The sequence below is a fragment of the Aerophototrophica crusticola genome, assembly GCF_012913305.1.
GTDB classification, from domain to species: Bacteria; Pseudomonadota; Alphaproteobacteria; order Azospirillales; family Azospirillaceae; genus Niveispirillum; species Niveispirillum crusticola.
Genome location: NZ_CP051775.1, coordinates 1,277,097 through 1,290,380 on the forward strand (window position 1 = coordinate 1,277,097; position 13,284 = coordinate 1,290,380).

The 13,284-nt window shown below is 65.8% G+C and carries 12 protein-coding genes and 1 pseudogene; all 13 read left to right on the plus strand.

The window, feature by feature from the left end:
* The first annotated feature begins 144 nt into the window (after positions 1-144).
* Positions 145-525, plus strand: coding sequence for an NADH-quinone oxidoreductase subunit A (locus HHL28_RS06250; protein WP_075769383.1), 381 nt, complete (start codon positions 145-147; stop codon positions 523-525).
* Positions 526-556: 31 nt separating this feature from the next.
* The gene (locus HHL28_RS06255; RefSeq protein ID WP_075769384.1) at positions 557-1,105 is read left to right on the plus strand and encodes a NuoB/complex I 20 kDa subunit family protein; all 549 of its coding nucleotides are present in this window, start codon (positions 557-559) and stop codon (positions 1,103-1,105) included.
* Positions 1,106-1,139: 34 nt separating this feature from the next.
* On the plus strand, positions 1,140-1,844 hold the full coding sequence (locus HHL28_RS06260; RefSeq protein ID WP_075769385.1) for an NADH-quinone oxidoreductase subunit C: 705 nt from the start codon (positions 1,140-1,142) through the stop codon (positions 1,842-1,844).
* Positions 1,845-1,947: 103 nt separating this feature from the next.
* Positions 1,948-3,102, plus strand: a complete 1,155-nt coding sequence (locus HHL28_RS06265; protein ID WP_404326882.1) for an NADH-quinone oxidoreductase subunit D — start codon at positions 1,948-1,950, stop codon at positions 3,100-3,102.
* On the plus strand, positions 3,099-3,734 hold the full coding sequence (nuoE, locus tag HHL28_RS06270) for an NADH-quinone oxidoreductase subunit NuoE (protein ID WP_075769387.1): 636 nt from the start codon (positions 3,099-3,101) through the stop codon (positions 3,732-3,734). Before HHL28_RS06265 ends, nuoE begins: the two co-directional genes overlap by 4 nt.
* A gap of 12 nt (positions 3,735-3,746) precedes the next feature.
* Positions 3,747-5,051, plus strand: a complete 1,305-nt coding sequence (gene nuoF, locus HHL28_RS06275) for an NADH-quinone oxidoreductase subunit NuoF (protein ID WP_075769388.1) — start codon at positions 3,747-3,749, stop codon at positions 5,049-5,051.
* Between the two features lie 21 nt (positions 5,052-5,072).
* Positions 5,073-7,139 carry an NADH-quinone oxidoreductase subunit NuoG gene (gene nuoG / locus HHL28_RS06280; RefSeq protein WP_075769389.1) on the plus strand — a complete coding sequence of 689 codons (2,067 nt, stop codon included), beginning with the start codon at positions 5,073-5,075 and terminating at the stop codon, positions 7,137-7,139.
* A 6-nt stretch (positions 7,140-7,145) separates the two neighbouring features.
* A complete protein-coding gene (gene nuoH / locus HHL28_RS06285) occupies positions 7,146-8,153 on the plus strand; it encodes an NADH-quinone oxidoreductase subunit NuoH (RefSeq protein WP_075769390.1) in 1,008 nt (335 codons plus the stop codon).
* Positions 8,154-8,213: 60 nt separating this feature from the next.
* Positions 8,214-8,701, plus strand: a pseudogene (gene nuoI, locus HHL28_RS06290) (NADH-quinone oxidoreductase subunit NuoI).
* A gap of 122 nt (positions 8,702-8,823) precedes the next feature.
* Positions 8,824-9,432: an NADH-quinone oxidoreductase subunit J gene (locus tag HHL28_RS06295; RefSeq protein WP_075769392.1), complete on the plus strand. Its 609-nt coding sequence runs from the start codon at positions 8,824-8,826 to the stop codon at positions 9,430-9,432.
* A gap of 1 nt (position 9,433) precedes the next feature.
* Positions 9,434-9,742, plus strand: a complete 309-nt coding sequence (nuoK, locus tag HHL28_RS06300; RefSeq protein WP_075769393.1) for an NADH-quinone oxidoreductase subunit NuoK — start codon at positions 9,434-9,436, stop codon at positions 9,740-9,742.
* Between the two features lie 10 nt (positions 9,743-9,752).
* Complete coding sequence (gene nuoL, locus HHL28_RS06305) at positions 9,753-11,687, plus strand: NADH-quinone oxidoreductase subunit L (protein ID WP_075769394.1); 1,935 nt, start codon at positions 9,753-9,755, stop codon at positions 11,685-11,687.
* Between the two features lie 20 nt (positions 11,688-11,707).
* Entirely contained in the window at positions 11,708-13,282 is a 1,575-nt protein-coding gene (locus HHL28_RS06310) for an NADH-quinone oxidoreductase subunit M (protein ID WP_075769480.1), read from the plus strand.
* The last annotated feature ends 2 nt before the right edge of the window (positions 13,283-13,284 follow it).

Genomic DNA, 13,284 nt, shown 5'->3' on the forward strand with positions numbered 1-13,284 from the left:
TTCCTTGGCCGGAGGCTGTGCCTATATTCGCCTCGGCCCCGAGTGGGGCTTTCCGTCCATGACCGCCATGCCGGGACGGGCGCGGGGATGCGGGGTTATACCCCACCCCGGGCGCGATGCCCGGCAGGCTGAAACGGTGTGACGATGTCAAACCCGCTGTCCAACCCGCTGCTGGTCGAATACCTGCCGATCCTGATCTTCCTCGGCATCGCCATCGTCATCGCCGGCGCCATGGTCGCGGCGTCGCTGGTGGTCGCCCGCCAGAAGCCGGACAGCGAGAAGCTGTCAGCCTATGAGTGCGGCTTCGAACCCTTCTCCGACGCGCGCAGCAAGTTCGACGTCCGATTCTACCTGGTCGCCATCCTGTTCATCATCTTCGACCTGGAAGTCGCCTTCCTGTTCCCCTGGGCCATCGCCCTGGGCGACATCGGGATGTTCGGATTCTGGTCCATGATGGTGTTCCTGGGCATCCTGACGATCGGCTTCATTTACGAGTGGAAGAAGGGCGCGCTGGAGTGGGAGTGATCCCCGCCGCCGGCCCTTCGGGAGCATCCCCATGACCGACCTCGTGACCACCAACACCCGCCCGCTGCCGCCCGGCCAGGCCCAGGACGCCTATCTCAAGGCCGTCACGACCGAGCTGAACGACAAGGGCTTCCTGGTCGCCAAGTTCGACGACCTGCTGGACTGGGCCCGCACCGGATCCCTGTGGCCCATGACCTTCGGGCTGGCCTGCTGCGCGGTGGAGATGATCCACGCCTATATGGCGCGCTATGACCTGGACCGCTTCGGCGTGATCCCGCGTCCCAGCCCGCGCCAGTCGGACGTGATGATCGTCGCCGGCACGCTGTGCAACAAGATGGCCCCGGCCCTGCGCAAGGTCTATGACCAGATGGCGGAGCCCCGGTGGGTCATCTCCATGGGCTCCTGCGCCAATGGCGGCGGCTACTACCATTACAGCTACAGTGTCGTCCGTGGCTGCGACCGGATCGTGCCGGTGGACATCTATGTCCCGGGCTGCCCGCCCACGGCCGAGGCGTTGGTGTACGGCATCCTGCAGCTCCAGAAGAAGATCAAGAACGGCAACCGCCTGGTCCGGGCCTGACCGCCCGCCGCCCCGGTGACCGAAGGACGTTGAGATGAGCGACCAAGCCCTCCAGGAACTCGGCGACCACATCGCCGCCGCCCTAGGCGACGCGGTGCTGAAGACGGAGGTCCGCTTCGGCGAGCTGGCCGTCACCGTGCGGCGTGAGTCGGTGGCCCGGGTGCTGCAGTTCCTCCGCGACGACAGCACCACCCACTGCGAGATGTTGGCGGACATCGCCGGCGTGGACTATCCCGGGCGCGCCGAGCGGTTCGAGGTGGTCTATAACCTGCTGTCCGTGAAGCACAATCACCGCGTCCGGGTGAAGTGCAGCACGGATGAGGACACGCCCGTCCCCTCCGTCACCGGCATCTATCCAGTGGCCGGCTGGTTCGAGCGCGAGGCCTGGGACCTGTACGGCATCTTCTTCGCCGACCACCCGGATCTGCGCCGCATCCTGACCGATTACGGCTTCGAGGGGCACCCGCTGCGCAAGGATTTCCCGCTCACGGGCTATGTGGAGATGCGCTACGACGAGGAGCAGAAGCGCGTCGTCTATGAGCCGGTGCGGCTGACGCAGGATTTCCGCACCTTCGAGTTCCTGTCCCCTTGGGAGGGCATGACCGATGTCCAGCTCCCTGGCGACGAGAAGGCGGTGATCCCGCTTGGCGCCGTGAACCCGACCATGCGGGAGATGGCCAACAATCCCGCCGCCAAGCCGCTGGCCACGCCGACCGGCGCCGACCCGGTAAAGGGCTGAGGGGGAGAGCAAGACCATGGCACAGACCCTTGTCCCGACGACGGCCAACGGCCAGCTCACCGGCGTGAACGCCGGCGGCGAGGTCCAGATCAAGCCGTTCACCATGAACTTCGGCCCCCAGCACCCGGCCGCGCACGGCGTGCTGCGCCTGGTGCTGGAGATGGACGGCGAGGTGGTGGAGCGGGCAGATCCGCATATCGGCCTGCTGCACCGCGGCACCGAGAAGTTCATCGAGTACAAGACCTATCTGCAGGCGAACCCGTACTTCGACCGGCTGGACTATGTGTCGCCCATGTGCATGGAGCACACCTTCGTCCTGGCGCAGGAAAAGCTGCTGGGCATCGCCCCGCCGAAGCGCGGCCAGTACATCCGGGTCATGTTCGCCGAGCTGACCCGCATCCTGAACCACCTGCTGAATATCACGACCTTTGCCCTGGACGTTGGCGCCATCACGCCGGCCCTGTGGGGCTTCGAGGAGCGTGAGAAGCTGATGGAGTTCTATGAGCGCGTCTCCGGCGCCCGGCTCCATGCCAACTATTTCCGCGCCGGTGGCGTGCACCTGGACCTGCCGGCGGGCCTCGCCGACGACATCTGGGAGTACACGGAGCGTTTCCCGAAGTTCGTGGAAGACCTGGACAACCTGCTGACCGAGAACCGGGTGTTCAAGCAGCGCACCGTGGACATCGGCGTGGTGAGCCCGGAGGACGCGCTGGCCTGGGGCTTCAGTGGCCCGATGCTGCGCGGCTCCAACGTGGCCTGGGACCTGCGCAAGTCGCAGCCCTATGACAGCTATGAGGAGTTCGACTTCGACGTCCCCGTGGGCCTGACCGGCGACTGCTATGCCCGGTACCTGGTCCGCATGGAGGAGATGCGCGAGTCGAACAAGATCGTCCGGCAAGCTCTGCAGAAGCTGGCCAACACGCCGGGCCCGGTGAAGGTGAACGACCGCAAGGTCGCGCCGCCGCCGCGGGGTGAGATGAAGCGGAACATGGAGTCCCTCATCCACCACTTCAAGCTCTACACCGAGGGCTACCACGTGCCCGCGGGGGAGACCTACACCGCCACCGAGTCGCCCAAGGGCGAGTTCGGCGTGTACCTGGTCTCCGACGGCACCAACAAGCCTTACCGGTGCAAGATCCGCCCCACCGGCTTCTCGCACCTGCAGGCCATGGATTTCATGTCCAAGGGCCACATGCTCGCCGACAGTGTCGCGATCATCGGCTCCATGGACATCGTGTTCGGAGAGATCGACCGATGAGCGCCGCCACCGTCCCGGGCACCGCCCCCGGCAGCTTCCAGTTCACGCCCGAGAACATGGAGCTGGCGCAACGGATCATCGCCAAGTACCCGCCGGGGCGGCAGCAGAGCGCTGTCATGCCCTTGCTCGACCTCGCCCAGCGCCAGAATGACAACTGGCTGCCGGAGGCCGCGATCAACTACGTGGCCGACCTGCTGGAGATGCCGCGCATCCGGGCGAAGGAAGTCGCGACCTTCTACACGATGTACAACCTGAAGCCGGTCGGGAAGCACTTCGTCCAGGTCTGCACCACCACCCCGTGCTGGCTGCGCGGGTCGGACGACGTGCTGCATGCCTGCGAGAAGAAGCTGGGCATCAAGCCGGGGGAGACCACGGCCGACGGCCAGTTCACCGTCATCGAGGTGGAGTGCCTTGGCGCCTGCGTCAACGCGCCCATGATGCAGGTGAACGACGATTTCTACGAGGACCTGACGGCGGAAACGACCGAGGCCATCCTCGACAAGCTTGCCCGCGGCGAGAAGCCCGTGCCGGGCCCGCAGAGCGGCCGCAAGGGGTCCTATCCCATCGGCGGCCCGACCACCCTGGTCGAGCAGGCCATCCGTGCCGGCGTGAAGCCGGCCGGGCAGAAGTGAGGGGAGCCAGCCATGCTGCGCGATGAAGACCGTATCTTCACGAACCTCTACGGCTTCGAGCCCTTCGGCCTGGAGTCCGCCCGCCAACGGGGCGACTGGGACGGGACGAAGGAGATCCTTGACCTCGGCCGCGACAAGATCATCGAGCTGGTGAAGGAGTCCGGCCTGCGCGGCCGCGGCGGTGCCGGCTTCTCCACCGGCATGAAGTGGTCCTTCATGCCGAAGAAGACGGACGGCGGCCCGGTCTACCTGGTCATCAACGCCGACGAGGGCGAGCCCGGGACCTGCAAGGACCGGGAGATCATGCGCCATGACCCGCACAAGCTGCTGGAAGGCTGCCTGATCGCCGGCTTCGCCATCGGCGCCACCGCTTGTTACATCTACATCCGCGGCGAGTTCTACGACGAGGGCAGCCACGTCCAGCAGGCCATCGACGAGGCCTATGCGGCGGGCCTGCTGGGCAAGAACGCCTGCGGCTCCGGCTACGACTACGACATCTACCTGCACCGCGGCGCCGGCGCCTACATCTGCGGCGAGGAGACGGCGCTGATCGAGTCGCTGGAAGGCAAGAAGGGCCAGCCACGCAACAAGCCGCCGTTCCCGGCCATGGCCGGCCTCTACAGCCGCCCCACCACGGTGAACAACGTCGAGTCCATCGCCGTCGTCCCCACCATCCTGCGCCGCGGCCCCTCCTGGTTCGCCAACCTCGGCCGGCCGAAGAACAGCGGCACCAAGCTGTTCAACATCTCCGGCCACGTGAACCAGCCCTGCACGGTCGAGGAGGAGATGGGCATTCCGCTGAAAGAGCTCATCGAGAAGCATGCCGGCGGCGTGCGCGGCGGCTGGGACAACCTGCTGGCCATCATCCCCGGCGGCTCGTCCGTGCCGATGCTGCCGAAGGACATCTGCGACACCGTGCTGATGGACTTCGACAGCCTGCGTGAGGTGAAGTCCGGCCTGGGCACCGCGGCGGTCATCGTCATGGACAAGAGCACGGACGTGGTGAAGGCCATCGCCCGGCTCGCCAAGTTCTACATGCATGAGAGCTGCGGCCAGTGCACCCCCTGCCGGGAGGGCACGGGCTGGATGTGGCGCGTGATGGAACGCATGGTGAAGGGCCAGGCCCGTGTCGAGGAGATCGACATGCTGCTGGACGTCACCAAGGAGATCGAGGGCCACACGATCTGCGCCCTGGGCGACGCGGCCGCTTGGCCGATCCAGGGCCTGATCCGCCATTTCCGGCCGGAGATGGAGCGCCGTATCCTGGCCTACCGGTCCAGCGCCGAGCGTGGCGCGGCCCGCATGGCCGCCGAATAAGGCAGGGCGAAGAGGAACATCATGCCCAAGCTGACCATCGACGGGGTCGAGATCGAGGTGGCGCCTGGCACGTCCGTGCTGCAGGCCTGCGAGCAGCTCGGCATCGAGGTGCCGCGCTTCTGCTACCATGAGCGCCTGTCCGTCCCCGCCAACTGCCGCATGTGCCTCGTCGAGGTGGAGCGTTCGCCCAAGCCGGTGGCGAGCTGCGCCATGCCCTGCGGCGAAGGCATGGTGGTGAAGACCAACACGGAAACCGTCCACAAGGCCCGCAAGGGCGTTATGGAGTTCCTGCTGATCAACCACCCGCTTGACTGCCCGATCTGCGACCAGGGCGGCGAGTGCGACCTGCAGGACCAAGCGGTGGCCTACGGTTTCGACCGGGGCCGGTTCTCCGAGAACAAGCGGTCCATCAAGGACAAGAACCTCGGGCCGCTGATCAAGACCTACATGACCCGGTGCATCCACTGCACCCGCTGCATCCGCTTCATGGACGAGATCGCCGGCGTGTCCGCCCTGGGCGCGCTGAACCGCGGCGAGCACATGGAGATCACCCCGGCCCTGGAGGCCGGCGTGGCGTCGGAGCTGTCGGGCAACCTGGTGGACGTCTGCCCGGTGGGCGCGCTGACCAGCAAGCCCTACGCCTACACGGCCCGCCCGTGGGAGCTGCGCAAGACCGAGACCATCGACGTGATGGACGCCGTCGGCGCCAACATCCGCGTCGACACCCGCGGTCCCGAGGTGATGCGCGTCAACCCGCGCCTGCACGAGGACGTGAACGAGGAGTGGATCAGCGACAAGACCCGCTACAGCCATGACGGGCTGAAGCGGCAGCGCCTGGACCGCCCCTATGTGCGCGGCGACGACGGCAAGCTGCGCCAGGCCTCCTGGGCGGAGGCCTTCGCGGCCATCCGCGCCAAACTGTCCGGCCTGAACGGGAGCCAGATCGCCGCCATCGCCGGTGACCTGGTGGATGCCGAGTCGGCCCTGGCGCTGAAGGAGCTGATGCTCGGCCTCGGCTCCCCGAACCTGGAGTGCCGCCAGGACGGGGCGAAGTTCGACGTGTCCCAGCGGTCCGGCTACGTGATGAACACCACCATCGCGGGGCTGGAGCAGGCGGACGTGGTCCTGCTGGTGGGGACCAACCCCCGCTGGGAGGCGCCGCTGGTCAATGCCCGCATCCGCAAGGGCTACTTGGCGGGCAAGGTGAAGAAGGTGGCCGTCATCGGCCAGAACTTCGACCTGACCTACCCGACGGAGTATCTGGGCATCGGGGGCGAGGTGCTGTCCGCCCTGGCTGCCGGGACGCACCCGTTCGCGGAGACCCTGCGTACTGCCAAGAACCCGGTCATCATCGTCGGCATGGGCGCCTTCCGCCGCGCCGACGGCGCCGCGGTGCAGGCCGCGGCCCGCGCCCTGGCCGTGTCGGTCGGGGCCGTGCGCGAGGACTGGAACGGCTTCAACGTGCTGCACACGGCCGCCGGCCGCGTCGGCGCGCTGGACGTGGGCTTCGTCCCGCACCAGGGCGGCCGCGACCTGGACGGCATCCTGGAGGGCTGCCGCACCGGGGAGATCCAGGCGGTCTACCTGCTGGGCGCCGACGAGATCCCGGGCGAGGCCTTCGGCAACGCCTTCGTGGTCTACCAGGGCCACCATGGCGACCGCGGCGCCCACCGGGCCGACGTGATCCTGCCGGGCGCCGCCTTCACGGAGAAGGCTGCCACCTACGTGAATACCGAGGGGCGCGTGCAGCAGACCCGGCTGGCCGTGTTCCCCCTGGGCGAGGCGCGGGAGGACTGGAAGATCGTTCGCGCCCTGTCGGCCGAGCTGGGCCAGACGCTGCCCTACGACACGCTGGGTCAGGTCCGCGCGCGCTTGGTGCAGGTAAACCCGGTGTTCGGCGCCGTGGACCGGCTGGTTCCGTCCGTGTGGGCGGAGTTCGGCCAGTCCGGCGCCATCGGCGGCGGCCATTTCGTCTCGCCCATCGAGAACTTCTACATGACGGACCCGATCAGCCGGGCCTCCGTCACCATGGCCAAGTGCACCGAGGCCTTCATCAAGCCGGCCCTGCCGGCGGTCGCGGCGGAGTGACGGGACATGCTTGAACTCTGGAACCAGGTCCCGCCTGTCCTGCAGACGGTGGTCTACATCCTGGTGATCATCGTGCCGTTGCTGGTGGGCATGGCCATGCTCACCTACTTCGAGCGCAAGGTGATGGCGTCCATGCAGCTCCGCCAGGGCCCGGCCCTGGTGGGGCCGTTCGGCCTCCTGCAGCCTTTCGCCGACGGGATCAAGCTGCTGGGCAAGGAAACCGTCATCCCCGCCGGCGCCAACCGTGTGGTGTTTGTGGCGGCGCCGATGCTGACCTTCTTCCTGGCGCTGGTCGCCTGGGCGGTGATTCCCTTCGGGGAAGGCATGGTGCTGGCCGATATCAACGTCGGCATCCTGTACCTGTTCGCCATCAGCAGCCTTGGCGTCTACGGCATCATCATGGCCGGCTGGGCGAGCAATTCCAAATACGCCTTCCTGGGCGGCCTGCGCTCCGCCGCGCAGATGGTGAGCTACGAGGTCTCCATCGGCCTTGTCATCATCACCGTGCTGCTCTGCGTCGGGTCTTTGAACCTGAGCGACGTGGTTGAGGCGCAGCGGACCGTGTGGTTCTGCATCCCGCTGTTCCCCATGTTCATCGTCTTCTTCATCTCCGCCCTGGCGGAAACCAACCGCGCGCCCTTCGACCTGCCCGAGGGCGAGTCGGAGTTGGTGGGCGGCTACAACGTCGAATACTCCTCCATGACCTTCGCCCTGTTCTTCCTGGGCGAATACATCAACATGATCCTGATGAGCGGCATGACCACCGTGCTGTTCCTCGGCGGCTGGCTGCCACCGGTGGACGTGGCGCCGCTGAACTGGATCCCCGGTCCCATCTGGTTCGTCCTGAAGATCATCTTCTGCCTGTTCGTCTTCGTGTGGGTGCGCGCCACTCTGCCGCGCTACCGCTACGACCAGCTGATGCGGCTGGGGTGGAAGGTGTTCCTGCCGTTCTCGCTGATCTGGGTGGTCCTGACCGCCGGGGTCCTGGTCGCCTTCGACTGGCTGCCGAAGTAAGCAAGTTTTCGGGGCAGGGGGCTGCGGTCCCCTGCCGCCTAAGGGATGTGGAGGTACGACATGGCCCTGCTCGACCGTACGGCGCGCGGCCTGTTCCTGACCGAGCTGGTGAAGGGCATGGCCCTGACCTTCAGCTATATGTTCAAACCGCGGGTGACCATCAACTATCCCTATGAACGCGGGCCTATCAGCCCCCGTTTCCGGGGGAGCACGCGCTGCGCCGCTATCCCAACGGGGAAGAGCGCTGCATCGCCTGCAAGCTGTGCGAGGCGGTCTGCCCGGCGCTGGCCATCACCATCGAGGCCGAGCCGCGCGAGGACGGGAGCCGCCGCACTACCCGCTACGACATCGACATGACGAAGTGCATTTACTGTGGCCTGTGCCAGGAGGCCTGCCCCGTGGATGCCATCGTGGAGGGGCCGAACCTGGAATTCGCCACCGAGACCCGCGAGGAGCTTTTCTACAACAAGGAGAAGCTGCTGGCGAACGGTGACCGATGGGAAGCCCAGCTTGCCGCCAACATTGCGGCGGACGCCCCTTACCGGTAAATAAGTCCCGCCTGAAAGACCACCGGCCGCCTGTGACAATCCGCAGGCGGCCCTTGCCCCGCACCCGGAGTATCCTCCGTGACACCGTCCTGCCCACGATCCGCGCCGGAGGCGGCGTAACCATGGCCTTGACCGCAATCGCCTTCTACGCGTTCGCCGCGATCCTCCTGGCTTCGGCCGTGATGGTCATCTCGGCCAAGAACCCCGTGCACTCCGTCCTGTTCCTGATCCTCGCCTTCTTCAACGCGGCGGGCCTGTTCGTCCTGATCGGGGCGGAGTTCGTGGCGATGATCCTGGTCATCGTCTATGTCGGCGCGGTGGCGGTGTTGTTCCTGTTCGTCGTCATGATGCTGGACATCAACTTCCAGGAACTCCGGCACGGCTTCCTCCAGTATCTGCCCATCGGCGGCATCGTCGGGCTGGTCCTGGCGGTGGAGCTGGTGTTGCTGGTGGGGGTGAGGTTCTCCGCGCCCGGCGCGGCCAGCCAGGGTGTCACGCCCACGCCGGAGGCCGTGACGAACACCGAGGCGCTGGGCCGCATCATGTACACGGATTACGTCTACGCCTTCCAGGCGTCGGGCCTGATCCTGCTTGTCGCCATGATCGGCGCCATCGTGCTGACGCTGCGGCACCGGACCGGTGTGCGCCGCCAGTCCATTTCACAGCAGCTTGACCGCAAGCGCGGCGACGTGCTGGCCGTCCGCAAGGTCCCCAGCCGGGGAGGGGTGTGACATGGAAGTCGGGCTCGCCCATTACCTCACCGTCGCGGCAATCCTGTTCACGCTGGGCGTGTTCGGGATCTTTCTGAACCGCCGGAACGTGATCATCATCCTGATGTCCGTGGAGCTGATCCTGCTCTCCGTGAACATCAACCTCGTCGCCTTCTCCGTCTTCATGGGCGACCTGGTGGGCCAGGTCTTCACTATGTTCATCCTGACGGTGGCGGCGGCCGAAGCGGCGATCGGCCTCGCGATCCTGGTGGTCTACTTCCGCAACCGCGGCTCCATCGCCGTGGAAGACATCAACCTGATGAAGGGCTGAGGCAGGCATCATGGAAATCGCTGCCATCTTCCTGCCCCTCTTGGGCGCCTTCATCGCCGGCTTTTTCGGCCGGCAGATCGGGGACCGCGGCGCCCAGATCGTCACCTGCGCCGGCGTGCTGGTCGCCGCCGTGCTGTCCTGCATCCTGTTCGCCCAGATCGGCTTCGGCGGGCCAGAAGCGGCCCGCACGGTGGAGCTGTTCACCTGGATCGACAGTGGCAGCTTCGAGGTGAGCTGGGCCCTGCGCATGGACACCCTGACCGCCGTTATGCTTGTGGTGGTCAATGTGGTGTCGGCCATGGTGCATGTCTACTCGGTCGGCTACATGAGCCACGACCCGGGCAAGGCGCGCTTCATGGCCTACCTGTCACTGTTCACCTTCATGATGCTCATGCTGGTGACGGCGGACAACCTGCTGCAGATGTTCTTCGGCTGGGAGGGCGTCGGCCTTGCCTCCTACCTCCTGATCAATTTCTGGTACGAGAAAACCAGTGCCAACAATGCCTCGATGAAGGCGTTCCTGGTGAACCGGGTGGGCGACTTCGGCTTCGCGCTCGGCATCATGGCGGTGTTCGTCATCTTCGGTACCGTGCAGTTCGACGAGATCTTCGCCCAGGCCGCCTCCAAGGCGGACGCGAGCTTCAACTTCCTGGGCTTCCAGGTGCACGCCCTGACCTGCGCCTGCCTGTTGCTGTTCATCGGCGCCATGGGCAAGTCGGCGCAGCTCGGCCTGCATACTTGGCTGCCGGACGCCATGGAGGGCCCGACCCCCGTGTCGGCGCTGATCCACGCGGCCACCATGGTGACCGCCGGCGTATTCATGCTGTCCCGCATGAGCCCCGTGTTCGAGTATGCGCCGGACGCGCTGGCGGTGGTGACTGTGGTGGGCGGCCTGACCGCCTTCCTGGCGGCGACCATCGGCATGACCCAGTTCGACATCAAGCGGGTCATCGCCTTCTCCACCATGAGCCAGCTCGGCTACATGTTCTTCGCCATCGGCGTGGGCGCCTACCCGGCGGCCATCTTCCACCTGATGACCCACGCCTTCTTCAAGGCGCTGCTGTTCCTGGGCGCCGGCTCGGTGATCCACGCCATGTCCGACGAGCAGGACATGCGGAACATGGGCGGCATCTGGCGGATGATCCCCTTCACCTACGCCATGATGTGGATCGGCAACCTGGCGCTGGCCGGCATCATCCCCTTCGCCGGCTACTACTCCAAGGACATGATCCTCGAGGTCGCCTATGCCGACCATAGCTGGTACGGCACCTTGGCCTTCTGGCTCGGCATGGCGGCAGCCCTGATGACCGCCTTCTACTCCTGGCGCCTGCTGCTGCTGACCTTCCACGGCCAGCCCCGCGCCAACGAGAAGGTGATGGCCCACGTGCATGAGTCCCCGCTGGTCATGACGGCGCCCCTGGCGGTGCTGGCCGTGGGGGCCGTGTTCTCAGGCCTGGTGGCGTACGAGTGGTTCGTCGGCCATGACATGGCCCACTTCTGGTCCGGCAGCATCACCATGCTTGCAGGGGAGCACGGCACCATCATTGATGCCGCCCACCACGTTCCCGGCTGGGTGCCGCTGGCGCCGCTAGCCATGGGCATCCTGGGCATCGCCCTGGCCTATGTGTTCTACATGTTCAAGCCGGACCTGCCGGGCAAGTTCGTGAACAGCTTCCGGCTGCTGCACGGCATCGTCTTCCGCAAATACTACTTCGACGAGCTGTATGACGCGCTGTTCGTCCGCCCCTCCATGAAGCTGGGCTACGGCTTGTGGAAGGGCGGTGACCAGGCGGTGATCGACGGCTTCGGCCCCGATGGTGCGGCGAGCGTGACCCGCGGCCTGTCCGCCGTCACCAGCCGACTGCAGACGGGCTATGTCTACCATTATGCCTTCGTCATGGTGATCGGCGTGGTCGCGCTGGTCGGCTGGTTCTACCTGCGTTGAGGAGTGAGTAGTCGATCATGATGGCGGACTGGCCGATCCTGACGCTGACGACGTTCCTGCCGCTGGTGGGCGCGTTCTTCATCCTGCTGATCCGGGGCGAACCGGACATGGTGGCCCGCAACGCCCGCAGCGTGGCGCTGTGGACGTCGCTCATCACCTTCGTCATCTCGCTCTTCATCCTGGCGAACTTCGACCCCTCCAACCCCGGCTTCCAGCTGGTGGAGGAGTACAAGTGGATCCCTGCCTTCAACATTGCCTACATCAAGGGCATTGACGGCATCTCCATCTGGTTCGTCCTGGCTTCCACCTTCCTCACGCCCATCTGCGTGATGGCGTCCTGGCAGTCCATCGAGACCCGGGTGAAGGAATTCATGATCGCCCTCCTGGTCCTGGAGACCATGATGGTGGGCATGTTTACCGCCCTGGATTTCGTCCTCTTCTACCTGTTCTTCGAGGGCGTGCTGCTGCCGATGTTCCTGCTCATCGGCGTGTGGGGCGGGCCGCAGCGGGTCTACGCGGCATACAAGTTCTTCCTCTACACCTTCATCGGCTCCGTGCTGATGCTGCTGGCCATCCTGACCATGTACCTGACCGCAGGGACCATGGACATGCGGGTCATGCTGGACTACGGCTTCGCCCAGGCCCTGCCGAGCCTGCACAAGTGGCTGTGGGTGGCCTTCTTCATCGCCTTCGCGGTGAAGACCCCAATCTGGCCGATGCACACTTGGCTGCCCTTCGCCCACGTGGAGGCGCCCACCGCCGGCTCCGTCATGCTGGCCGGCGTGATGCTGAAGATGGGCGGTTACGGCCTGATCCGGGCCAACGTGCAGATGCTGCCGGAGGCGACCTTCTGGGCGACGGAGTTCGTGTTCGTCCTCTCGGTCGTCGCCATCATCTACACCTCGCTGGTCGCGCTGGCCCAGACCGACATGAAGAAGATGATTGCCTACAGTTCCGTGGCCCACATGGGCTACGTGACCATGGGCATCTTCACCATGAATCAGCAGGGTTTCGACGGTGCCGTCTACCAGATGCTGAGCCACACCATCGTGTCGGCGGCACTCTTCCTCTGCATCGGCGTGGCCTACAACCGGCTGCACACCCGTGACATGAACGCCTATGGCGGCTTGGCGAAGAACATGCCGCGCTACGCTTTCGTCTTCATGGTGTTCATGCTGGCCTCCGTGGGGCTGCCGGGCACCAGCGGCTTCGTGGGCGAGTTCCTGTCCATGCTGGGCGCGTTCCAGGCCAACACCTGGGTGGCCCTGTTCGCCGCGACGGGCTTGGTCCTGGGCGCAGCCTACATGTTGCTGCTCTACCGCAAGCTCTTCTTCGGCAAGCTGGACAAGCCGGAGGTCAAGGCCATGCGTGACTTGTCCTGGCAGGAGGTGAGCTACTTCGCACCCCTGGTGGCCATCGTCATGATCATGGGCGTCTACCCGGCCAGCTTCAAAGACGTCTACTCCCCGACGGTGGAGAAGATCATTTCTGACCACCAGGCCTCGCTGAAGGCGGCCGGCCTTTTGGACGACGGCACCCCGACGCAGACCGCATCCGACACCGCGCCGGTGAAGTCCGTCGCGAGCGAGAACTGAGC

What these genes read in the sequence shown, in the direction of transcription:
- HHL28_RS06250 (WP_075769383.1), top strand. Translation starts at nt 145, where the DNA reads ATGTCAAACCCGCTGTCCAACCCGCTGCTGGTCGAATACCTGCCGATC.
- HHL28_RS06255 (WP_075769384.1), top strand. Translation starts at nt 557, where the DNA reads ATGACCGACCTCGTGACCACCAACACCCGCCCGCTGCCGCCCGGCCAG.
- HHL28_RS06260 (WP_075769385.1), top strand. Translation starts at nt 1,140, where the DNA reads ATGAGCGACCAAGCCCTCCAGGAACTCGGCGACCACATCGCCGCCGCC.
- HHL28_RS06265 (WP_404326882.1), top strand. Translation starts at nt 1,948, where the DNA reads ATGAACTTCGGCCCCCAGCACCCGGCCGCGCACGGCGTGCTGCGCCTG.
- nuoE (WP_075769387.1), top strand. Translation starts at nt 3,099, where the DNA reads ATGAGCGCCGCCACCGTCCCGGGCACCGCCCCCGGCAGCTTCCAGTTC.
- nuoF (WP_075769388.1), top strand. Translation starts at nt 3,747, where the DNA reads ATGCTGCGCGATGAAGACCGTATCTTCACGAACCTCTACGGCTTCGAG.
- nuoG (WP_075769389.1), top strand. Translation starts at nt 5,073, where the DNA reads ATGCCCAAGCTGACCATCGACGGGGTCGAGATCGAGGTGGCGCCTGGC.
- nuoH (WP_075769390.1), top strand. Translation starts at nt 7,146, where the DNA reads ATGCTTGAACTCTGGAACCAGGTCCCGCCTGTCCTGCAGACGGTGGTC.
- HHL28_RS06295 (WP_075769392.1), top strand. Translation starts at nt 8,824, where the DNA reads ATGGCCTTGACCGCAATCGCCTTCTACGCGTTCGCCGCGATCCTCCTG.
- nuoK (WP_075769393.1), top strand. Translation starts at nt 9,434, where the DNA reads ATGGAAGTCGGGCTCGCCCATTACCTCACCGTCGCGGCAATCCTGTTC.
- nuoL (WP_075769394.1), top strand. Translation starts at nt 9,753, where the DNA reads ATGGAAATCGCTGCCATCTTCCTGCCCCTCTTGGGCGCCTTCATCGCC.
- HHL28_RS06310 (WP_075769480.1), top strand. Translation starts at nt 11,708, where the DNA reads ATGGCGGACTGGCCGATCCTGACGCTGACGACGTTCCTGCCGCTGGTG.